15 protein-coding genes are annotated in these 21,183 nt (G+C 72.3%); 7 read left to right on the top strand and 8 right to left on the bottom strand.

Going from position 1 to position 21,183, the window contains the following annotated elements; translation table 11 throughout:
• Positions 1-86: 86 nt before the first annotated feature.
• From MQE23_RS39250 to MQE23_RS39225, 6 genes are all read left to right on the top strand, one after another.
• Positions 87-1,634, top strand: coding sequence for an alpha/beta hydrolase (locus MQE23_RS39250; protein ID WP_020276673.1), 1,548 nt, complete (start codon positions 87-89; stop codon positions 1,632-1,634).
• Positions 1,635-1,762: 128 nt separating this feature from the next.
• Complete coding sequence (locus tag MQE23_RS39245) at positions 1,763-2,296, top strand: hypothetical protein (protein ID WP_082320061.1); 534 nt, start codon at positions 1,763-1,765, stop codon at positions 2,294-2,296.
• Positions 2,293-5,610: a M48 family metalloprotease gene (locus MQE23_RS39240; RefSeq protein ID WP_243381612.1), complete on the top strand. Its 3,318-nt coding sequence runs from the start codon at positions 2,293-2,295 to the stop codon at positions 5,608-5,610. The genes MQE23_RS39245 and MQE23_RS39240 overlap by 4 nt, the downstream gene beginning before the upstream one ends.
• Positions 5,611-5,760: 150 nt before the next feature.
• Positions 5,761-6,744, top strand: coding sequence for a tripartite tricarboxylate transporter substrate binding protein (locus tag MQE23_RS39235; protein ID WP_037673228.1), 984 nt, complete (start codon positions 5,761-5,763; stop codon positions 6,742-6,744).
• Entirely contained in the window at positions 6,741-7,280 is a 540-nt protein-coding gene (locus tag MQE23_RS39230; protein WP_020276677.1) for a tripartite tricarboxylate transporter TctB family protein, read from the top strand. Before MQE23_RS39235 ends, MQE23_RS39230 begins: the two co-directional genes overlap by 4 nt.
• A 1-nt stretch (position 7,281) precedes the next feature.
• Entirely contained in the window at positions 7,282-8,775 is a 1,494-nt protein-coding gene (locus MQE23_RS39225; RefSeq protein ID WP_020276678.1) for a tripartite tricarboxylate transporter permease, read from the top strand.
• A 5-nt stretch (positions 8,776-8,780) separates the two neighbouring features.
• On the opposite strand, the gene MQE23_RS39220 is transcribed toward MQE23_RS39225, so the two are convergent.
• The 8 genes from MQE23_RS39220 to MQE23_RS39185 form a co-directional block, all read right to left on the bottom strand.
• Positions 8,781-10,709: a DUF2264 domain-containing protein gene (locus tag MQE23_RS39220; protein WP_243381611.1), complete on the bottom strand. Its 1,929-nt coding sequence runs from the start codon at positions 10,707-10,709 to the stop codon at positions 8,781-8,783.
• Between the two features lie 22 nt (positions 10,710-10,731).
• On the bottom strand, positions 10,732-11,787 hold the full coding sequence (locus MQE23_RS39215; RefSeq protein WP_037673230.1) for a LacI family DNA-binding transcriptional regulator: 1,056 nt from the start codon (positions 11,785-11,787) through the stop codon (positions 10,732-10,734).
• Positions 11,788-11,830: 43 nt separating this feature from the next.
• Complete coding sequence (locus MQE23_RS39210; RefSeq protein WP_020276682.1) at positions 11,831-13,483, bottom strand: extracellular solute-binding protein; 1,653 nt, start codon at positions 13,481-13,483, stop codon at positions 11,831-11,833.
• Positions 13,484-13,510: 27 nt separating this feature from the next.
• The gene (locus tag MQE23_RS39205) at positions 13,511-14,398 is read right to left on the bottom strand and encodes a carbohydrate ABC transporter permease (protein WP_037673227.1); all 888 of its coding nucleotides are present in this window, start codon (positions 14,396-14,398) and stop codon (positions 13,511-13,513) included.
• Positions 14,395-15,249: an ABC transporter permease subunit gene (locus tag MQE23_RS39200; protein ID WP_037673232.1), complete on the bottom strand. Its 855-nt coding sequence runs from the start codon at positions 15,247-15,249 to the stop codon at positions 14,395-14,397. Before MQE23_RS39200 ends, MQE23_RS39205 begins: the two co-directional genes overlap by 4 nt.
• 265 nt (positions 15,250-15,514) lie before the next feature.
• On the bottom strand, positions 15,515-16,798 hold the full coding sequence (gene efeB / locus MQE23_RS39195) for an iron uptake transporter deferrochelatase/peroxidase subunit (protein WP_037673234.1): 1,284 nt from the start codon (positions 16,796-16,798) through the stop codon (positions 15,515-15,517).
• A gap of 47 nt (positions 16,799-16,845) precedes the next feature.
• Complete coding sequence (gene efeU / locus MQE23_RS39190) at positions 16,846-19,149, bottom strand: iron uptake transporter permease EfeU (protein ID WP_243381610.1); 2,304 nt, start codon at positions 19,147-19,149, stop codon at positions 16,846-16,848.
• 185 nt (positions 19,150-19,334) lie between these two features.
• The gene (locus MQE23_RS39185) at positions 19,335-19,883 is read right to left on the bottom strand and encodes a GNAT family N-acetyltransferase (RefSeq protein WP_037667577.1); all 549 of its coding nucleotides are present in this window, start codon (positions 19,881-19,883) and stop codon (positions 19,335-19,337) included.
• 139 nt (positions 19,884-20,022) lie between these two features.
• On the opposite strand from MQE23_RS39185, the gene MQE23_RS39180 reads away from it, so the two are divergent.
• Positions 20,023-21,123 carry a GDSL-type esterase/lipase family protein gene (locus MQE23_RS39180; RefSeq protein WP_243381609.1) on the top strand — a complete coding sequence of 367 codons (1,101 nt, stop codon included), beginning with the start codon at positions 20,023-20,025 and terminating at the stop codon, positions 21,121-21,123.
• Positions 21,124-21,183 lie beyond the last annotated feature (60 nt).

Genomic DNA, 21,183 nt, shown 5'->3' with positions numbered 1-21,183 from the left:
TAACGTTCTGTCGCACCGAGCCCTCCTCTCCGGCATGTCCCTGCCATTCACGAGGGGGCATCGGCGACAGAAAGGACACCCACCCCGTGTTATCCCGCTTCCCGGGAACCGCGCGACGAGCCACCCTCGCCCTGACGGCCGCCGCCCTCGCCCTCACCGCACTGCCCGCCACGGCCGGGGCGAGTCCCGGCTCCGACCCCCTCGCCCGCTACCACCACCAGCGCCTCGCCTGGAAAAGCTGCGTGATCGGACCGGACGACACGACCGGCAAGGAACTGGAGCAGGCGGGCGCCCGCTGCGCCGACGTGACCGTCCCGCTGGACTACTCGGACCCCGGCGGCCGCACGATCACCGTCGCGATCTCCCGGATCCCCGCCACCGACACCGACCGCCGCGTCGGCCCGCTGCTGCTCAACGGCGGCGGACCCGGCGGGCAGACCCTCGGCGACCCGCCGTGGGTGCGCAAGGCGATGAAGGACGTCGCCGCCCGGTACGACGTGGTCGGCGTGGACCCCCGCTTCGTCGGCCGCAGCACACCCCTCGACTGCCACTGGCCGACCGGCTCGGCGTGGCGCGGGGCGGGTGAGGACCGGGCCGGCTTCGACCGCATGGCCGCGTTCTCGAAGGACCTCGCCGAGCGCTGCCGCACCCACGCGGGCGATGTCCTCCCCCACGCCACCACCCGCAACACCGCCCGTGACATGGACGTCGTCCGGGCCGCGCTCGGCGAGCGGCGGATCTCCTACCTGGGTTACTCGTACGGCAGTTACCTCGGCGAGGTGTACACCACGATGTTCCCCGGCCGGACCGACCGGGTCGTCCTCGACGGTGTGATCGACCCGGACCGCTACGGTGCCCGGCTGTGGCTGGGCGTCGAGCGGGCCAACCGCCAGGCCCTCAAGGGCTGGGCCTCCTGGGCGGCCGCCCGCGACGCGACCTACGGTCTGGGCCGTACGCGGAGCGAGGTGCTGGCCACCGTGGAACGCGTCCGGCGCGCCGCCGCCCGCACCCCGCTGCGGCTCGGCGAACACCGCCTGGACGAGCACGTCATGCCGATCGTCGCCCTCAACGGCCTCTCGCAGGACAATGACGCCGCCTACGGGGACTTCGCCCAGGGCGTGCGAGACATGCTCCGGGCCTCGGAGGGGCGGAAGGTGACGCCGTCCCCGTGGCTCGCGGGGGTGCTCGAATTCGTGCTCACGGGCACCGACTCCCCCTACGGCAGCGCGCAGACGGCGATCGTGTGCGGTGACGGAGCCGCTCCGCGTGACCCGGAGATCTACTGGCGCGACGTCCAGCGCACCCGCGCGCAGGACCCGCTCTTCGCGCCCGTGACGAACAACCTCAACCCGTGCGCCTTCTGGGACCGGCCGCGCGAGCGCCCGACCACGATCCGGGACGACCTGCCGGCCCTGCTGGTCAACGCGACCGGGGACCCGCGCACCTACTACGACGGCGCCCGGGCAGTCCGCGGCATGTGGCCCTCCTCGCGGCTGATCACCGTGACCGGCGCCGACCAGCACGCGGTGTACGGCGTGTACGGCGTGCCGTGCGTCGACGACACGGTCAACGCGTACCTCGCCACGGGCCGGCTGCCGGCCCGGGACGTGGGCTGCGCCGCGCCCGCCCGGTGAGGCCGGGGGGCGCACGACGCGAACGTTGTGCGCCCCCTCCCCCGCGTCGTGGCCGGGACAGGTGGCGGCGGACGTGTCACTGTGCTCGCATAGGGTCCCAACGGCTTCTGGGGACAAGGGAGTTCACAGTGATCGAACCGGCGGAGGCGACAACCGTACGGGGCGTCGTACGGGCGGTGGTGACCGAACGCGCATCCCATGAGCTGCCGCTCCTCGAGGCGCTGTGGCCGCTGGACGACGAGCGGGCCGTCCGGATCCTGGCCGGGCAGGGCGTGCGCAGGGAACCCCTCGGGTTCGGTCTGGCGGAGGCCACCGGGCTGGTCACCGCCGTGGTGTGGCTGGTGCTGGATCAGGCGGCCCGGCGGGCGATCGACACGGCGGCCGACAGCGCGATCGAGCGGAGCCGGAGCGGACTGCGCCGGCTGCTCCGCCGCGCTCCCGCCGAACCGCCCCGGCTCGTGCCGGAGTGGGACCGCACCGAGCTGGCCACCGTACGGGCACAGATCGTCGAGCGGGCGGCCGAGCGCGGCATCGACGGTGCGGAGGCACAGGCCCTCGCGGATGCCGTCGTGGCACACCTCGCCACGGCGGAGCCGGAGTCCCCCGAGCCCTCCGACCGCGCGGGCGGCACCACCTCCACGGCCGCCGGGGACGGCACGTGAGCACGCCGCCCTCGGTGACGGCCGCCGCGCGTGCGCGCACCGGGCGGTACGGGCTGGCCGACACCGGCCCGCGCTTCGCGCTGCTGATGACGGTCGTCGTCGCGTCCAGCGTGCGCATGCTCAACGGGGTCCTGGCTCCGGATCCCAACGACACCCCGGGGGACCCGCTGGGCTGTCTGCTGGCGGCCGGGATGGATCCCGACGGGCGGAACCTGGACAACGTGCTGGTCACCATGCGCCGTCCGGAAGCGCTCGCGGAGTGCATGGCCGGCGTGCCGAGGGTGGAGTACTGGAAGGGCATGGCCGCGACGGCCGCCCTGCTGGCGGTCGCGGCCCTCGTGTACTGGTGGCAGCCGCTCCTGCGTGAGCGGTGGCGGCGCACGGTGCCGGCCGAGTCTCTGGACACCGACGGTTCCCTGGTCCCGGAACTCCGCGCCCTGCGCGAGCTCGCCGGCCTCACGTCGGGCGTGCGGTTCCGGGTGGATCCGACGCGGACGACCTCCGGGGCCGTGGTGTACGGGCGGTTCGGGGAGTACACCGTGTGTCTGCACGCGGGGCTGCTGGTGCGGCGGGCCACGGATCCCGAGGGCTTCCGCGCGGTCGTGCTGCACGAGCTCGCCCACATCCGCAACCGCGACGTGGAGTACGCCTCGGCCAGTACCTCCCTGTGGCGGGTTTTCGTCGTGCTGGCTCTGCTGCCGTACCTCTGGCACGAGGGCACACTGCTCGTCGACGGCCTCACCGGCCGGACCACCTCGCCGTTCTGGCCTGGGGTGGCGTCCATGCTCACCCGATCCGTCCTGGCCGGGCTCCTGCTGGTCGGGCTGGTACACCTCGCCCGTGCCGACCTGTTGCGCCGGCGCGAACTGTACGCCGACGCATGGGCTGTGGGCTGCGGCGCACCGGCCTCCGCGTGGGCCCACCGGGACCGTGACAGCGCCGTCGCCACCTCGGTCCGGCGGGTGACCGCGCTGCTGCGGACTCATCCGAGCTGGGCCGAGAGACGGCGTGCCCTGGCGGAGCCGGGACGGCTGTCGGGGGTGGGCGCGCTGGCGATGCTGCTGGTCGGGGCGAGCGGAACGCTTCTGGTCAACACTGCCGGGGACGTGGTGCCCCGGGCATCGACGAGCGAGGGCGGTGCATGGCTGACGACGGCGTTCCTCGCCCCGGTGCTGTACGTCTCGCTGGCCCGTTCGGTGACGGCGGCGCAGATCTCGGGCCGGAAGGAGTCCGGGTTCCGTGCGGGGCTCTGGCTCGGCTGCGGCCTGGTGCTGGGCGAGCTCGCGAACGGCAAGCACGGCACCGACTGGCTGGGTCCCGAACCGGGCTTCCTGCTCGGTCTGCTCCTCACGGCCGCCGTCGCGGCGGCATGGTCGGCGCAATGCACACACCTGGCGCTGGGTCTGGCGAGGACATGGCTGCGCCGCGCGGCCGGGCTGCTGAACCTGCTGGTCACCGCGGCGCTGCTGTGGGGCGGGCTGTACTGGTGGTACGTGGTGGGCTGGTACCAGACGATGGGCGTCTACAGCCAGGTCGAGGAGCACCGCGACATGGTGCGGCAGGTGAGCCCGGGTTCGTGGGACGCGTTTTCCCGTGAGCTGTCGGCCATCACCCAGGCCCTGCCGACGCTCACGACGCTCAACGCCGGCGTGCTGCTCCTGGTCGCAGCCCCGGTTCTGTGGATCTTCCCCCTGGTGCTGCGCGTGTCGACGTCCGCGGCGTCCGGGCTGCGGCTGCGCCGGACGCTGGGTGCGGGCGTGGTGGGCGGGCTGCTGTGCTGGGTGCTGCTGTTCGCGGTGAACCTGTTCCAGCGCCAACGCCGTCCGGCCACCTGGGCGGAACGCACCGGGCCGTACCTCTTCGTTCACCGCTGGCTGCTGATCGCCGCTGTTCTCGCGGCCTGCCTGCTCACCGCCGCGGCCGTGGCCGCTCTGTCCCGGCACCTGTGGCTGCCGCGGGCCCTGGCGGCCGTGGCCGTCACCCAACTCTTCGGGTATGCCGCGATATTCGTGATGTTCTCGGCCGACGGCTGCCTCGGACCGTTCAGCGCGTTCGTGGACCGGTGTGCCTGGGTGCCCCCGGCCGGCTGGCCCTTCGCCAGACGGATCGCGCTGAACGCCCTGACCCCGGCGGTACTGCTCGCCGCGTGCGCGGCGGTGGGCGGTGCGGGGGTGCGTGGGGTGGTCGGGCGGCTGGTGCGGCTGCGCCGCAGGCAGCCGGAACACGCCGCTCGGCCAGGGGCGGACGGGGTCACGCCGGGGGCTCCGATGACAACGTACGGGGTCACCCCGGGCACCCCCGCGACGGCGGGCGGGTCCACGCCGCACGCCCCCGCGAAGGCGAACGGGGTCGCCCTGGGCTCACCGGTGACAACGGACAGGGCCGCCCCACATGACCCTGAGGCGGCGGACCGGGTCGCCCCGGGCGCACAAGTGACGGCGGGCCGGGCCGCCCCGTCCGCCCCCACAACGACGGACGACACCACCCCGCACGCCCCCGTAGCGAACCAGGCCACCCCGGACACCCCAGTGGGGGCGGACAGGGCCACCCCGTCCGCCCCCACAAGGGCGGACGGCACCACCCCGCACGTCCCGGCAGCGGCAGCCCCGGCCACCCCCGACGCCCAAGTGACGCCGGACAAGGGGGCGCACGGTCCCGTCGCCGGGCCCGTCTCGCGGTGGCGGCGGCTCGCTCCCGCCGGTGCGGTCGTCGCCCTGGTCGTGCCCACTCTGCTGCTCACCGCCGCCGCCCACTCCGCGCCCACCAAGTCGTCGTCGGCCAAGAAGGTGGACGCGTCCGGCGTGCCGGGCGACACGGTGACCGATGTCGTCGAAGCCCCGCCGCGCGCCAGATCGGCCAGGATCCGCGCGTGGCAGGCACTCGCCTGGCTCGCGCACGGCGGCCTCGATCACTTCGCTGCGATCAACACGTCGGCAGGGGAGTTCGGCGAAGCACTCATCGCAGCCATGGAGAAACCCGGCCCGAACGGACAGGCCCGGGTGGAGAAGAAGGAGTTCCACCGCATCTGCGGCACACTGGTCCGCCGCACGGAGGACGCCATGGCCTACTTTCCCGTGCCCGACCAGGGCATACAGAAGAAGTGGTCCGAGACCCTCACCGCGCTGTCGCACCACGCGAGCACCTGCCGGGACGCGACGGCCCCGGGCGATGAGACGTACCGGACCGACGCCGAGCGTTCGCAGGCGTTCACCACGTCCGTGGAAGGTGTGCAGAAATCCACCGAGGCCCTCGGTGAGCTGCTGACCGAGATCGAGAAAGTGGCCCTGCCCGCGAACAAACGCGGGGACACCTGACACGGCACCCTGCGACCGCAAAGACCAAAACCTCCGTTGGTTCCGCAAGCGAGACACCTCGTCGACGTCCGGGCACCATGTGGCCCACGTCACCCTCCCCCACAGGGCCTTTACCTACCCGCAACGACGTACCGACAGGTGGTGGCACTCGTGCGCCTGCGCACCCCCCTCGCCCTGCTCGGGGCCGCCGTGCTCGTGCTCGTCGGACCGCCGCTGCTGACCACCGGCAGCGGCTCCGAGACCGGCACACAGATCCCGGGCCTGCGTTTCATGGTCCCCAACACGCCCGGCGGCGGCTACGACATCACGGCCCGGACGGCCGCGAAGAACGCCGAGGACGCCAAACTGACCCACAACATCGAGGTGTTCAACCTGCCCGGCGCCGGCGGCACCGTCGGCCTGAGCCGGCTGGTCAGCGAGCACGGCAACGGCAAGCTCGCCATGTCCATGGGCCTCGGGGTCGTGGGCGCCGTCCGTTCCAACGACGCGCCGAAGACACTCGGCGACACCACGCCGATCGCCCGGCTCACCGAGGAGCAGGACGTCGTCGTGGTCGCCAAGGACTCCCCGTACAAGACGATCGACGATCTCATCGGCGCCTGGAAGGAGAACCCGGGCAAGCTCCCGGTGGGCGGCGGCTCGTCGCCCGGCGGGCCCGACCACCTCGCGCCGATGCTGATGGCGCGGGCCGCCGGGATCCCCCCGAAGCAGGTCAACTACATCCCGTTCGACGGCGGCGGCGAGCTGCTCGCGTCGATCCTCGGCAACAAGGTCGCCTTCGGCGTGTCCGGCGTCGGCGAGTACCTGGACCAGATCAAGGCGGGCGAGCTGCGTCTCCTCGCGGTCACCGGCCCCGAGCGCGTCGAGGGGCTGGACGCGCCCACGCTGAAGGAGGCCGGGTACGACGTGAACTTCACCAACTGGCGCGGCATCGTCGCCCCGCCCGGACTGACCGACGGAGAGCGCGACAAACTCGTGCGGCTGCTCGAGGAACTGCACGGCTCGGACGAATGGCGCAAGTCCCTGGCGCAGAACGGCTGGGACGACGCCTTCCTCACCGGTGAGAAGTTCGGCGCGTTCCTCGACGCCGAGGACAAGCGCGTGGTTTCGGTGCTGAAGGAGCTGGGACTGTGACGACGCAGACCACCGACATTCCCCCCGCGGAGCAGGGCGAGCAGCGCTCGTGGCTGCGGGAGCACTCCGAACTCGGCGTGTGCGCACTGCTGCTCGTCCTGGGCGTGCTCGTCCTGACCGACGCGCTCACCATGGACGTCGACATCGCCCAGCGCGGCCCGGTCGGCCCGAAGACCGTGCCGGTCGTGGTCGGCGCCGGCCTGCTGGTGATCGCCGCGCTGCTCGCCGTGGACGTGCTGCGCGGCGGCCGGGGCCAGGCCGAGGGCGGTGAGGACATCGACCTGTCCGAGCCCGCCGACTGGCGCACGGTGCTGCTGCTGTCCGGGGTGTTCCTCGGCTCGGCCGTGCTGATCGAGCCGCTCGGCTTTCCCATTGCCGGCGCGCTGCTGTTCTGGGGTGCGGCGTTCGCGCTCGGCAGCCGCAGGATCGACCGCGATCCGCTCATCGCGGCCGGGCTGTCCCTCGTCACCTACGTCGTCTTCAACAACCTGCTCGGAGTGCCCCTGCCCGGCGGTCCGCTGATGGGAGTGCTGTGACATGGATGCCTTCAACTCCCTTCTGGACGGCTTCGGTACGGCCCTCACCCCGGTCAACCTGCTCTGGGCCGCGATCGGAGTGCTGCTCGGCACGGCGATCGGCGTGCTGCCCGGCATCGGCCCGGCGATGGCGGTGGCGCTGCTGCTGCCGGTGACGTACGGGCTCGACCCGATCGGCGCGTTCATCATGTTCGCCGGTATCTACTACGGCGCGATGTTCGGCGGCTCGACCACCTCCATCCTGCTCAACACGCCCGGCGAGAGCGCGGCGGTGGTGGCGGCCATGGAGGGCAACCCCATGGCCAAGTCCGGGCGCGGCGCGCAGGCCCTGGCGGCGGCCGCCGTCGGGCACTTCGCGGGCGGCCTGATCGGCACGATCCTGCTGGTCGCGCTCGCCCCGACGGTCGCCGAGCTGGCCGTGGACATCGGCGCGCCGGACTACTTCGCCATCATGGTCCTGGCGTTCATCGCGGTGACGTCGGTGCTGGGCTCGTCCCGCATCCGGGGCCTCGCCTCCCTGCTGATCGGTCTCACGCTGGGCCTGGTGGGCCTGGACCAGATGACCGGCCAGCAGCGTCTGACCTTCGGCTCGCTCCAACTGGCCGACGGCATCGACGTGGTGATCGTCGCGGTCGGTCTGTTCGCGATCGGGGAGGCCCTGTGGGTGGCGGCGCACCTGCGGCGCAGGCCGCCGGAGCCGATCCCGGTGGGGCGTCCGTGGCTGGGGCGCGGGGATGTGAACCGGACCTGGAAGTCGTGGCTGCGCGGCCCGTTCATCGGGTTCCCGTTCGGCGCGATCCCGGCGGGCGGCGCGGAGATCCCGACCTTCCTGTCGTACGTGACGGAGAAGCGCCTGTCCAAGCACAAGGACGAGTGGGGCAAGGGCGCCATCGAGGGCGTGGCCGGGCCGGAGTCGGCGGCGTCGGCCTCGGCGGCGGGCACGCTGGTGTCGATGCTGACCCTGGGCCTGCCGACCACCGCGGTCGCGGCCGTGATGCTGGCCGCCTTCCAGCAGTACGGCATCCAGCCCGGCCCGCTGCTCTTCGAGCGCGAACCCGACCTGGTGTGGGGCCTGATCGCCTCGCTCTTCGTCGGCATGGTGCTGCTGCTCGCGCTCAACCTGCCGCTGGCGCCGCTGTGGGCGAAGCTGCTGCGCATTCCGCGCCCGTACCTGTACGCCGGGATCATGTTCTTCGCGGCGGTCGGCGCGTACGCGGTCGGCGGTGAGGTGATCGACCTGGTCATCCTGCTGATCATCGGCCTGATCGGCTTCGGCATGCGCCGCTACGGCCTGCCGGTGCTGCCCGCCGTCATCGGCGTGATCCTCGGCCCGAACGCCGAGCAGCAGTTGCGGCGCGCGCTCCAGATCAGCGACGGCAGCGTGACGGGGCTGTTCAACACGCCGTTCGCGGTGACGGTGTACGCGGTGATCGTGCTGCTGCTGGCCTGGCCGCTGGTGAGGAAGGCGGTGACGCGGGGCCGCGCCGCGGCCTGACCCGGTCATCGCGGCACCCGCTCCCGGGTGCCGTCCGGGAAGCGGATCTCCACGTCGCCGGTCGCGGCGACCCGTACGCGTGGTCCTGAACGCCGCGCGTGCGGGTCGCCGTTCGTCTCCGGGTCGGCGCTCAGCACGACCAGGGTCACCAGAAGGTGGGTGCCGCCCGGGTGGGCGGGCAGGGTGAGGTACGGAGTCGCCGAGTGGTGGCCGCAGGCATTGGTGCCGACCGCCTGTGCCACCGCCGTCCCGGCGTCCTGCCACCCGTGAAGGCCGACGACCGTGCTGGTCAGCCCGTCCGCGCGCCGGGCCAGCGCCCAGCCGGGGCCGGTCGACGCGACCGGCGGCGCACTGTCGTCGGCGACGGCCCAGCCCCCTTCGCGCACGGGTGTGCCGGGCGGCGCGTCGACGCGGTGCACGCGGACCTCCCAGGGGCCGTGCACCACGCTGACCGTCTCGATGCGGTGGCCTTCGCCCTCGCCCGGGAGCAGGGCGCGGTGCCAGGAGGCTGCGCGGGAGCCTTGGACGCCGAGGGGGTGGATACGCCCGCGGGGGGTGGATGTGCCGTCGGGGGCGAGGAGCGCGATGTGGTTGTCGGGGCCCGGTGTCTCGGGCGCCGTCGCACTGGAGTAGGCGAACCGGGCGTAGTGCGGGCTGTCCTCAGCCGTTGCAGGTGGGGGCGGCAGCCGGTCGCTGCCGTGGTTGACGAGCCGGACGATCCCGTCGGCGGCGGTGGAGTGCAGCAGCCAGCCCGGCGCCGGTAACTCAAGGCGCACGTCGGCCGTCTCCACCGGTCCGGGTTCCTCGGGCGCGGTCCACACGGGGTGGTCGGCGGGCAGGAGCAGGCCGAGGAAGGCCTTGCTCGCCCAGTAGGGGGAGGCCGGGCCCGAGTACCGCTGGGTGACGGGGAGGAACGGCCCGTACCAGCCGAGCGTGAGCAGTCCCTGCGCGTCGGGCACGCCGCGTTCGGCGAAGTGCTTCAGCGCGCCGGAGGCGAGACGGCGGGTGCGGCCGGGCGGCAGCGGGGTGGCGTCGGCGAGGGCACCCGCCCACAGCGGGGCCGCCGTCGCGAACCGGTAGGTGAGCGAGCGTCCCTGGTGGACCGGCGCGCCGTCGGCGCCGAAGAAGTGCTGGTGGTCGTGGAGGAACGACCGCAGGCGCGTGCGGTGTACCGCCACCAGCCGGGGGTCGGCGCGCGGCCCCGCGATACGGGCCCACAGGACCGGATAGAGGTGCAGCGCCCAGGCGTTGTAGTAGTCGAACTTGCGGCCGTCGCCGTCGGTGTACCAGCCGTCGCCCCGGTACCAGTCCTCGAGGCGTGCGAGGCCGGCGTCGATCTCGGTGCGGCTGTGCGGGGCGCCGACGGAGGCGAGGAACTCCTCGGTGATGACCTGGAACAGCCGCCAGTTGGAGTCGTTGACCACGGCTCCGACGAAGCCGCCGAGCCAGTCGGCGACCCGCTGCCGTACCCGGTCGTCGAGCCGGTCCCAGATCCACGGGCGGGTCTCGTGCAGGGCGATCGCGAGGGACGCGGCCTCCACCATGGGCTGGGAGCGGTCGGTGATGGGCGGCCAGCGGTCGGGCCCGTGCGGGTCGGTGCCGGCCGCGAGCCCGGCCGCGTACCGCTCGATCAGGCCGGGCACGCCCTGCCCGCCTGCACCGGCGATGCGGAACGCGGCCAGCAGGAAGGAGCGGGCGAAGCCCTCCAGCCCGTCCGACCAGGGCCCGGAGTGGCTGGGCGGGCCGGGCAGCCGGTACTGGGCCAGGCCCGGGGAGGCGTAGGGCGTCAGGGCGTCGAGGAGGCGGTCGGCGATGGCCTCCCAGTGGGCGCGGGTCCAGCCGGTGAGGGGCGAGGTCAGCGGGTCGGGGGGTGGCAGGTGGGGCAGGTTGGGGAGGTGCGTCGGGTCGGGGAGCGACACGTGCGGCGCGCTCATGCGGGTGCGGTTCCTCCGTTGGTCACAGGGCGCGCCCGGGCGGGGGCGCGCCGACGCTGTCGCGTACGACGATGTGGGTGCCGAGCAGATGGTGGGCCCCGGCGGCGTGCTCGGGGTCGCGCAGCGCGATGCGCACGGCGGCGCGGCCGAGTTCCTCGGCGGGGGTGCGGACGGTGGTGAGCGGCGGGTTGAAGTCCTCCGCGAGCGGGATGTCGTTGTAGCCGACGACGGAGATGTCGCCGGGGACGCGCAGTCCGGTGTCGGCGATGGCGCGCAGGGCACCGGCGGCGACCATGTCGTCCCCTGCGAAGACCGCGGTGAACTCCCGTTCCGACTTGAGGAGTTCGGTCATCGCACGGTGGCCGGCGGCCCGGCCGAGTCCGCAGTCGACGACGTGTGCGGCCTCGGGTGGCAGCCCGTGCTCGGCGAGGGCTGCCCGGTAGCCGGCGACGCGGGCGTCGAGGGCGGTGTTGCCGGGCAGTCCGCCGAGGAAGACGATCCCGCGGTGGCCGGCCGACAGCAGATGGGCGGTGATGGCGCGGGCCCCGGCCTCGTTGTCGAACTCGACGACGAGCGCCGGGATCTCCGGGTCGGGCGCGGGCCGGCCGCAGAGCACGAGCCGGGCTCCGGAGGAGTCGAGGGCGTGGGCGTAGTGGGCGACACGCTCGCGGTAGGCGTCGTCCTCGACGACCCCGCCGACCAGGATCACCAGCCGGGCGCCCTCCTCCCGCATGAGCTGCACGAACTCCATCTCGCGCTGGGCGTCGCCGCCGGTGGCGCCGACCACGCAGAGCCAGCCGCGGTCGGCGGCCTCCGCCTCCACGCCCTCGGCGACCTGGGCGTAGAAGGGGCTGGTGACCTGGCGGACCACGACGGCGGCCATCTTGCGGCCGCCGCCGACCAGGGCGCGGGCGTGCGCGTTGGCCACGTAGTCGAGGTCGCGGGCCGCGCGCAGGACCCGGGCCCGGGTCGCCGGGGGCACCGGGTGGTTGCCGCTGAGCGCGCGGGAGGCGGTGGCCGTCGACACGCCCGCCCGCTCGGCGACCTCGCGGATCGTGACCCGTCCCTTGGACCCCATGTCGTTCTCCATCCCCCGCGTCTCCTCTTCCGACCACCGCTGTTCAGGTGTTGGCCGCGTAGTCCTTGGCGTATTCCTCGGCCATTCTGTCGCCGCCCCGGCTCCGCCACTTCTTCACGGCCGCGTCCCACTCGGACATGGGCAGGCGCCCGGCGATGATTCCGGTGATCGTGTCGTCCAGGAAGGTCTTGAGGGTGGCGCCCTGGGAGTTGTTCGTCGCGGACTGGAGCCCGAAGGAGGCGTCGCGGATGGCGTGCGGTACGACCTTCTGCTGCCAGGCGTGCAGGGCGCGCACGGCGTCGGGCATGCCGGGCACGAACAGCACCTGGGGGCCTTCGGCGAGGTACTTGAGGGGCAGGTTGGTGTTGTTCTCGACCTCGCCGAGCTTGGTGAACTCGGGCGAGCCGTCCTTGGCGCGGGTGAAGTGGACGCCCTCGACGCCGTAGTGGACGAGTTCCCACTCCTGACTGCCGAAGGGCGCGGCGAGGTAGTCGAGGATGCGCAGCAGCAGTTCGATGCGCTCCTTCTTGGCCTGCTTCAGGACGGTGTAGCCGAAGGAGCGGCGGGCGGCGACGATGCCGCCGGGCTCGCCGCCGACGCTGTACGGCAGGGCCGCGGCGGGGCTCATCTTGCCCTGGGACTCCCGGTACTTGGGCAGGTAGGCGCCGAACCCGTCCTGCATGGAGCCGACGGTGCCGTTGTAGTAGAGGGTCGTCAGGTCGATCTGGGAGATGGACGTGGCGTCGGGGTGGTAGGAGCCGTTCTTGCGCAGCTGTGCCTGGAAGGCGATGGACGCCTTGTAGCGCTCGTCGGCGGCGGCCGGCAGGAAGGTGCCGTCCTTGGTGACGGCCCAGCGCTGTGGCGCGTTGTGGGCGGCGGAGTGGAAGCCGTTGCCGAACAGGGAGCCGTTGGCGGCGCCGAGCATGTACGTCCGGCCGCGGGTGCCCTGCCGGGCCACGGCGGTGAAGTCGTCGGCGGTCCAGCCCTCCTTCATGCCCGCGTCGGCGAACATGTCCTGGTTGATCCAGAGGGTCGAGCCGGGCAGCGGGCGTTCCAGCGGGATGCCGTAGATGCGGCCGCCGATGCGGCCCATGTCGCGCCAGGCGTGGGTGGGGATGCCCGCGAGGTTGGGGTAGTCGACGATCGCGTCGCCCGACAGGTACGGCGTGAGGTCCTGGGCGCGGCGCTGCACGAACTGCGCCTCACGGGGCAGCGTGAAGCCGGCGAACATGTTGATGATGTCGGGCAGGGCGTCGGCGTCGCCCGCCATGACCGTCGCCATCTTCTTCTGGTAGTCGGCCTGGGAGATGATCGTGTACTCGATCTTCACGCCGAGGGCCTTCTCCACGGCCGCCCAGAAGCGGTTCTGCGAGGCGGGCTTGGGCGGGGTGCCGAAGGAGACGGTCATGACGCGGACGGTGGAGCCGTCGCCCGGGGTGCGGGAGACGGACTTGACCAGGTCGGACGGGTAGGTGGTGTATCCGGCCTGGACACCGGCGTCGGTGGGGGCCAGGTCGGGCTTGGGCCCGGCGGCGGGCCGGTAGGCGGGCCAGGGGGCGAGCTTCTTGCCTGCGTTGGAGACGTCGCTGTCCCCGGAGTCCGAGGAGGAGCAGGCGGTCAGCAGACCGGGGACGGAGACGGCGGCACCACCGGCGGCCACGGTACGCAGCAGCGTGCGTCGGGACATGCTGGGCATGGGTGAATCACCTCGTGTCGGCTTGGGTCAGCTCTTGATGGCGCCGGTGAGCACGCCCTTGGTGAAGTACTTCTGCAGGAAGGGGTAGACGAGCAGGATCGGAACGGTGGCGATCACGAGCACCGCCATCTGCACGGTCTGCGGAGCGGTGACGGTGGCCTCGCCGGTGGTGGCGTCGGTGAGTCCGGCACCGGCCACCACATAGGTGCGCAGCACCTGCTGGAGCGGCCAGTGGTCGCTCTCCAAGTACAGCGAGGCGTAGAACCAGGAGTTCCAGTAGGCGACGGCGTAGAACAGGCCGACGACGGCGAGTGCGGCCTTGGACAGCGGCAGCACCACCGACACCAGCACCCGCCAGTCCCCCGCCCCGTCCAGCCGGGCCGCCTCGTACAGCTCCTCGGGGATCGACTGGAAGAAGCCGCGCAGGACGACCAGGTTGAACACGTTGACCAGGACGGGCAGCACGAGCGAGGCGTACGAGTCGAGCAGGCCGAGTTCCTTGACGAGCAGGAAGCTCGGGATCATGCCGGGCGGGAAGAGGAACGTGAACAGCACCAGCAGCAGGACCGGTTTGCCGCCGAAGACGCCCGGGCGGGACAGCGCGTAGGCCAGGGCCACCGTGCAGGCGAGGCTGAGCAGGGTGCCGACGATCGTGACGCCCGCACTGACACCGAGTGCGTGGGTGACGATGCCGCCGTCGAAGATGTCGCGGTAGGCGTCGAACGAGGGCTCGGTGGGCCACAGCACCCAGCCGCCGTTGTCGACGACCTCCCGGGTGGACGCCAGCGAGGTCGACACGATCACCAGGAACGGCACGCACACCAGCAGCACGACCGTGGCGAGGGCGAGGGCCTTCGCGGCCTGGGTGAGCGGCCGGGGTTTCTCCATCCAGCCGGGCCGGGCGGACGCGCTCACTTGTAGACCCCCTGTTCGCCGAGGCGGTGGGCGACCTTGTTGGCCGCGTAGACGAGGAGGGCGCCGACGACACCCTTGAACAGGCCCGCTGCGGCCGCGAATCCGTAGTCACCGCCGACGATGCCCTGGTAGTACACGAAGGTGTCGATGACCTCGGCGGTCTCCGGGCCGACCGCGTCACGTTGCAGCAGCATCTGCTCGAAGCCGACGGAGAGGATGTCACCGAGCCGCATGATGAGCAGCAGCACGACCACCGGGCGGATGGCGGGCAGGGTGACGTGCCAGAAGCGCCGCCAGGGCCCGGCGCCGTCGATGGCGGCGGCCTCGTACTGCTGCTCGTCGACCTGGGCGAGCGCGGCGAGGAAGATGATCGTGCCCCAGCCGGCGTCCTTCCAGATGACCTGGGCGACGACGAGCGGCTGGAAAGCGTCGGGGTTGCCGATGATGTCGACGGTGTGCAGACCGGCCCCGCTCAGGCCGCTGTTGAGCAGGCCGGTGTCCCCCAGCACCTGCTGGAACAGCGCGACGACGATCACCCACGAGATGAAGTGCGGCAGATACGCCACCGACTGCACGAACCGGCGCACCGAGCTCCAGGTGAGGGTGTGCAGCAGCAGGGCGAGACCGAGCGGCACCGGGAAGTAGAAGACCAGCTGGAGGACTGCGATCCAGAGGGTGTTGAGGACCGAGTCCCAGAACGCCGCGTCCTCGAACATGCGCTGGAAGTTGCCCAGGCCCACCCAGGGGCTGCCCCACAGGCCGTCGAACGGCACGTACTCCTTGAACGCGATGACGTTGCCGACGAGTGCGCCGTAGTGGAACAGCAGGAAGTAGGCGACGCCGGGCAGCATGAGCAGGAACAACGTCCGGCTCTGAAAACCTTTACGCTGACGCTTCACCCCATCAGGATCGCGTCGACCCGGGCTCACCCCCTTTGTACCTGCTCGTTCCCGTAAAGCAGTTGCCACGGCTCCCCCTCACCTCGGCGTGTCCGGTGAAGGGAAGTTAAAACGCTTTCACTGTGCGGTCAACACTTCTGACACAGGCGGGACTTCACGCCAGGACTTTGGGATCTCAGGCCGGGACGACGGGACTTCAGGCCGGGACAACGGGACTTCAGGCCGAGAGCAGTCCCCGGCCGAGCCAGTCGGAGGACGAGCGCACGCCGGGCAGGGCGAAGAAGTATCCGCCGCCGGTCGGGGAGATGTAGTCGACGAGGGGTTCGTCGATCAGCCGGGTCTGCGTGGCCTCGAACTGGCGCCGTACGTCCTGCTGGTAGCAGCAGAAGACCAGGCCCATGTCGAGGTCGCCGACGCTGTCGACGCCCCGGTCGTAGTTGTAACCCCGGCGCAGGATGCGGGAGTCGTCGGTCGCCGTGGTGCGCGGGTTGGCCAGGCGGATGTGGGCGTCGAGCGGGATGGCCGTGCCGTGCGGGTCCTTGGCGTAGTTCGGGCTGTCGGTCTCCTTGGCGCCGTCCAGCGGGGCACCGGTGTCCTTGCGCCGGCCGAACATCTGCTCCTGCTCGGTCAGCGAGACCCGGTCCCAGAACTCCACGAGCATCCGGATGATCCGGACGACCTGGTAACTGCCTCCGGTCGCCCAGCCGGGTTCGCCCTGCCCGTCGCCGACCCACACGAGGTGGTCCATCTCGCGGGCCGACGCGACGTCCGGGTTGACGATGCCGTCCTTGAAGCCCAGCAGGTTGCGCTGGGCGCCGCTGGGCCGCGGCTCGTTCTGGAAGCCGTCGACACGCCAGCGGATCTGCATCGCGCCCCGGGTGTGCTTGGCGATGTCGCGCAGCGCGTGCAGCACGGTGTCCTGCCGGGCCGCGCAGATCTGGAGGGACAGGTCGCCGTGGCACTGGGCCGGGTCGAGGTTGTCGTTGGGGAAGGTGCGCATGGGCGTCAGCCGGCGCGGCTTCGCCTCGGCGAGTCCGTAGCGGTCGTCGAAGAGGGAGGCGCCGACGCCGACGGTCACGGTGAGCGCGTCGGCCGGGACGACCGGGCCGAGGATGCCGTTGTCCGAGGGCGGGGCACCGACCCCGAGGTCGGCGGGGGTACCGCCGGCGGTGAGGAAACGGGCCCGCTGGGTCAGGGTCCGCAGCAGGTCGGCCAGTTCCGCGCGGTCGCCGGCGATGACGTCGAAGGAGACGAAGGCGGCGGCCTTCTGCTGAGGGGTGAGGATTCCGGCCTGGTGGGTGCCGTGGAAGGGCACGGCGGCGGCATTCGCCTCCTCGGACGCCCCGGCCGCCTGTGCCGTGCTGCCGCCCGTCTCGGCGAGGGCCGCGCCTCCCCCGGCGAGGACCGCGCCCGCGGCTCCGGCGCCCAGGGCCGTCTTGACGAAGGAACGGCGGCCGGCGTGGGCGGGGCAGCCCTGCGGAGGGGTGTCGGCGGACGGCATGGGGACGTTCCCTTCGGTGTGTTCGTGGTGCCCGCGGCGTCCGGTGCTCACGCGGACTTCCTGATCTCGAGCAGGTCCGGCACGGGCGACAGGTCTTCCAGGAGCTGCCCCATGGCGCCGTCGATCCGGTCCTTGGCGGTCCGGCCGAGCCGGTCGACGGGGGTCCAGCGGCCGTCGCGGTGCTGGGCGTCGAGCAGGGTCCGCAGCCGTGCGCTGTCCGCGTCGACGGTCGGGAGCAGATGCGGGGCCCGGGTGGTGAGCAACGGCCGCAGGACGGTGAGCAGTTCGCGGGTACCGGCGAGGTTGGCCTCGGCCGTGGCCAGTCCGGTGCCGCTGCCCTGGTCGGTGTCGCCGGTCAGCTCGAACTGGAGGGTGTTCTCCAGGATCTCGTGGGCACGCAGGGGCAGGTCGGAGGGGTCGAAGTCCTGATGCGGGAAGGCCTTCCGCAACCCGGCTACGTCGGCTGCGAGTTGCCCCGCCGGGCCCTTGAGCTCACCGGCCGGCCGACCGTGCCACAGCCCGTACTCGATCCGGTGGAAGCCGGTGAAGTCCTTGTCGTGGACCCCGCCCGGCAGCCCGTCGGGCCGGCCGTTGATCTTCTGGTCGAAGTCCTCGAAGGTGCCGTAGGCGGCGCCGAGGGCGGCGTAGGTGCGGTGCGCGGTCAGCCAGTCGGCGCGTGCCCGGTCCAGGTGCCCGCTGCGGATGTCGTCGCCAAGTGTCCGGGTCTCGGTGACGAGGGTGGCCAGGCCCCGGTCGACGTACGCCTTGTACGCCCGCAGCGGTCCCGCGAGATCCTTCGCGGAGACGGGAGCGACGGCCCTGGCACCGGCGGCGCCGGCGACCCGGACCGCCCTGGAGGTGACGGCCTTGCCGTCGGTGGGGACACAGCGCCAGGCGTACGTACCGCCCGCCACGGTGGCGACGAGGTCCCGGGTGGTGCCGGGGGCCAGGCCCTCGATCTCGCCGTAGACCGCGTTGGTGCCCGGGTCGATGAGGTACACCTCGGACGTCTGGTCGCCGGTGTTGCGCATCTGGAAGGTCTGCCGCCCCGGCTCGGGCGCGGTGAAGCCCTGACCGCAGTCCTTGGCGGAGACGGCGACCGTCTCGCCCCCGGCGGGCTTGGGGCGTGCCAGGGCGACGACGAGCCCGGCGAGAATCGCGGGCACGGCGACCACGGCGACGGGGATGAGCCAGGCGGGGCGGTGGCGGGTGGGTGCGGGAGTGTGCTTGGGCGATGGGGCCTTCGCGGGGCGGGGCGGGGGCCCCGACGGGGCCGGTGTCGCGGGCGCGGGCCTGGACGGAGCCGATGTCGCGGGCTCGGCCGTACGCGTCACGGGGGCGGCCCCGGTTGGAGCCGGTGTCACGGACGCGGGCCCGGACGGGGCCGGCGTCGCGGGCTCGGCCGTACGCGGGGCTGCGAGCGCGGGCGTACCCGTCGCGGGCGCGGCACCAGTTGGAGCCGGTGTCACGGACGCGGGCCCGGACGGGGCCGGTGTCCCGGGTGCGGGCCGTGTCGGGCTCGGGCTCAGGGCCGGGGCAGCCCCCCGTACCCCCCTCACGAACAGCGTCATCACCACGCCGAGATACCCGGCGTACCCGGCCACCTGAAGCCACGTCATCGTCGGCGTCAGGTTGAGCACGCCCTGGAGCAGGGTGCTGTACCAGGACCCGGCGTCGACGCTGCCGCTGAGGTCGACGGCGTAGGCCGCCCCGCCGGGCAGGACCCCGCCCTCCTGGAGGTCACGCAGCCCGTAGCCGAGCACGCCCGCGGCGATCACGATGAGGACGGCGCCGGTGGCGGTGAAGAAGCGGGTGAGGTTGATGGAGAGCACCCGGCGGTAGAGCCCCCAGCACAGCACCGCCGCGAGCACGAGCCCGATTCCCGCGCCGGTCAGCGGCCCGGCGGACTCGTGTGCCGCGCGGGCCGTGGTCCACAGGAACAGGGCGGTCTCCAGGCCCTCGCGCCCCACCGCCAGGAAGGAGGTGAGGACCAGCACGCCCGCGCCCATGGTCAGTGCCCCGGTGACCTTCTCCTTGATCTCGCCCGCCAGGCTGCGGGCCGAGCGGCGCATCCAGAACACCATCGCGGTCACGAAGGCGACTGCCACGATGCTCAGCGTTCCCCCGAAGGCCTCCTGTGCGGCGGTGGACAGGGACGCCGCGGTGAACGTGAGGACCGCGCCGAAACTCATCGAGAGCGCGATCGCGGCCAGCACGCCGGTCCACACCTGCGGCAGACGGGACTTGGCGCCCGCCCGCACGAGGGTGGCGACCAGCACGGAGACGATGAGACCGGCTTCCAGTCCCTCCCTCAGCCCGATCAGAAAGCTGGGAAACGCGTCGTCCCACATGTGCTGCGGCCCTCCCGGCCCTCCGCCCCGGCCACCGCGCAAGCGAGTTAGCCAAGGCATGCCTTACCGACGCCGACCATCATGACCTCGGCTCTCTGGGCATCCGGTCATGAATGCCTCATGGCACGGCAAAAGTCCAAGCCCGAACTCCCCGTCAGGGCCCGGCGGAGGGTGCCGGGCCCGGCTCAACCGGACGACGCGGCCGAGGACCACACGCCGAACCACTGCTCGGCGCCGAACTCCTCGAACCGCTCCACCTCGGTGAACCCCAGCCTCGCCGCGAGGCGCATCGAGCGGTCGTTGGCGGTCTGGGTGCAGAGCACCACCGGCTCACCGGGAAGCGCGTCGGCGAACCAGTCGAGTGCCGCCGCGCACGCCTCGGCGGCGTACCCGCGTCCCCACGCCTGAGGCAGGAACATGTAGCCGAGCTCGGCGTCTCCGCCCTCCGGACGGACGCGACCCGGGCGTTCCGCGTCACGCCGGTCGAGCGTGACCGTGCCGATCATCGCTCCGTCGAGATCGATCACGAACAGGCCGGGGCGCCTCCCAGGCACCTCGGGCACCGCGCGTTCGAGCTCAGCACGCGGCCGAGGGCCTCCGAGGTAGGTGCCCACTTCCGGCGAGGCGAACAGTTCGATGAACGCCGCCCGGTCGCGGGCCTCTGACTCGCGGAGCACCAGCCGTTCGGTCTTTGTCGGGGCAGGTGGCCAGGCGACAGGTCCTAATCCAGTCATGGCGGGCAACCTATCGCAGGCGCGCGAGAGCGATCCGAAAGAAATGACCTGGTTGCGTACCCGCCCCCCTTGACGCGTCAATGACAACAATGGCTTGATGCATGGGAGCGCTCCCACCTCATCCAGGGAAGGGATCACCATGCGCGGAACCCGCCGCTCGTCCTCACACTTACGGATCGTCCCGGTTCTCGGCCTCCTGGCCGCCCTGCTCCTCCCCCTCGGCATCACCTTGGCGCCCCGCGCCACTGCCGCACCGGCGGCGGCCGACCCCGTCCGCGTCATGCCGCTCGGCGACTCGATCACCGGCTCGCCGGGCTGCTGGCGGGCGGTGCTCTGGAACCGGCTGCACAACAGCGGATACACGGACATCGACTTCGTCGGCACCCTCCCGCCGCAGGGCTGCGGACAGGCGCACGACGGCGACAACGAGGGTCACGGCGGCGAGCTGGTGACCAACGTGGCCGACCAGAACCTGATGCCGGGCAGGCTCGCGGCCACGCGCCCGGACATCGTTGTCATGCATTTCGGCACGAACGACGTCTGGAGCAGCATCACCCCCGACCGCATCCTCGCCGCCTACACCAAGCTCGTGACGCAGATGAGGGCCTCGAATCCGGACATGCGGATCCTCGTCGCGCAGCTCATCCCCATGAACCCGGCCAGTTGCGCGGCCTGCGCGCAACGCGTCGTCGACTTCAACGCGCGGATCCCCGACTGGGCCCGGGCGACCGGCACCGAGCGCTCCCCGATCACCGTGGTCGACCAGTGGACGGGTTTCAGCACGGCCACGGACACCAACGACGGTGTGCACCCCAACGCCTCCGGTGACGACAAGATCGCCGCCCGCTGGTTCCCGGCCCTCAAGGCCGTCCTCGACGCGGGTGTCCCGGAAAACCCCGGTGGCCCGGGTGAACCCGCGGCCTGCACCGCGCGCTTCCGAGCCGTCTCCACGTGGCAGGGCGGCTACCAGGGTGAGGTGACCGTGACGAACACGTCCGCCTCCGCCGCCTCGGGCTGGACCGCGACGGTCGTACCGGCGGGCGGCGCGCGCATCGGCCAGGTCTGGAACGGCACCCTCACCACGGCCGCGGACGGTACGGCGACGGTCACGAACGCGGCGTGGAACGGGGCGCTGGCGCCCGGCGCGAGCGCCACGTTCGGTTTCGTCGCCACCGCCCCGGCAACGGCCGGCGCCCCGGCGGCGACCGTCACGTGCACGGCGAAGAGTTCCGCCAACTGACACCCGGCACGGGTCAGGACCGGCCCGGCAGCACACCCACCGCTCCCTCCCCGGGACCGG

Origin of the sequence: Streptomyces sp. HP-A2021 (assembly GCF_022807935.1) — a bacterium.
GTDB lineage: Bacteria > Actinomycetota > Actinomycetes > Streptomycetales > Streptomycetaceae > Streptomyces > Streptomyces afghaniensis.
The sequence above is the reverse complement of the archived record's forward strand: the minus strand, read 5'-3'. Positions and strand labels throughout refer to the sequence as shown.

Bases quoted from the DNA above. Each gene is read 5' to 3' on its own strand.
- MQE23_RS39225 (WP_020276678.1), top strand. From the start codon at position 7,282: ATGGATGCCTTCAACTCCCTTCTGGACGGCTTCGGTACGGCCCTCACC.
- MQE23_RS39220 (WP_243381611.1), bottom strand. From the start codon at position 10,709: ATGAGCGCGCCGCACGTGTCGCTCCCCGACCCGACGCACCTCCCCAAC.
- MQE23_RS39215 (WP_037673230.1), bottom strand. From the start codon at position 11,787: ATGGGGTCCAAGGGACGGGTCACGATCCGCGAGGTCGCCGAGCGGGCG.
- MQE23_RS39210 (WP_020276682.1), bottom strand. From the start codon at position 13,483: ATGCCCAGCATGTCCCGACGCACGCTGCTGCGTACCGTGGCCGCCGGT.
- MQE23_RS39200 (WP_037673232.1), bottom strand. From the start codon at position 15,249: ATGCTGCCCGGCGTCGCCTACTTCCTGCTGTTCCACTACGGCGCACTC.
- efeB (WP_037673234.1), bottom strand. From the start codon at position 16,798: ATGCCGTCCGCCGACACCCCTCCGCAGGGCTGCCCCGCCCACGCCGGC.
- efeU (WP_243381610.1), bottom strand. From the start codon at position 19,149: ATGTGGGACGACGCGTTTCCCAGCTTTCTGATCGGGCTGAGGGAGGGA.
- MQE23_RS39185 (WP_037667577.1), bottom strand. From the start codon at position 19,883: ATGACTGGATTAGGACCTGTCGCCTGGCCACCTGCCCCGACAAAGACC.
- MQE23_RS39180 (WP_243381609.1), top strand. From the start codon at position 20,023: ATGCGCGGAACCCGCCGCTCGTCCTCACACTTACGGATCGTCCCGGTT.